This window comes from Rhizobium sp. RHZ01, assembly GCF_014851595.1.
In the GTDB taxonomy this organism is placed as follows: Bacteria; Pseudomonadota; Alphaproteobacteria; order Rhizobiales; family Rhizobiaceae; genus Rhizobium; species Rhizobium altiplani.
The window spans coordinates 1-602 of record NZ_JACUZZ010000090.1 but is presented as its reverse complement, the minus strand read 5'-3'; the positions used below and the strand labels follow the sequence as shown (position 1 = coordinate 602).

The 602-nt window shown below is 59.6% G+C and carries 1 protein-coding gene and 1 pseudogene; one reads left to right on the top strand and one right to left on the bottom strand.

The features are described 5' to 3' along the window. On the top strand, positions 1-482 hold a 482-nt coding region (locus IB248_RS30935; RefSeq protein WP_210333101.1), incomplete at its 5' end, for a hypothetical protein. Positions 483-488: 6 nt separating this feature from the next. Here IB248_RS30935 and IB248_RS30930 read toward each other — a convergent pair. Continuing rightward, a pseudogene (locus IB248_RS30930) lies at positions 489-602 on the bottom strand (IS630 family transposase); the annotation flags it as partial.

The window sequence follows — 602 nt, the reverse complement described above, 5'->3', positions numbered from 1 at the left end:
CGGCAACTCGGGCAACCAAGGTCACCAGGGCGGCGGCCAGGGTCACGATGGTCACCAGGGCGGCGGCAACTCGGGCAACCAAGGTCACCAGGGCGGCGGCCAGGGTCACGATGGTCACCAGGGCGGCAGCAACTCGGACACTGACAATTCAAGAAGTGGCAACAGCGGAGATGGAAATTCCGGCAACGGCAACGGGAACGGTGGGGGGAATGGTACCGGGAACGAAGGAAACGGAAACGGGAATTCCGGCAACGGCGGAGACGGAAATTCCGGCAACGGCAACGGGAACGGTGGAGGGAATGGTACCGGGAACGAAGGAAACGGAAACGGGAATTCTGGCAACGGCGGAGACGGAAATTCCGGCAACGGCAACGGGAACGGTGGGGGGAATGGTACCGGGAACGAAGGAAACGGAAACGGAAATTCCGGCAACGGGCACGGGAACGGAAGTTCCGGCAACGGCAACAAAAAGTAGTGACTAGAGCCTTTCATGTTTTGACGGAAGCGTAGCCGGCATTTGAGAAGTAGTTGGCGCATTCCTCTGGCTTTATGGTGTCGGCGAGTAAGCCCAGATGGCGCCACGTTTCCTCGATGGTTCGCTT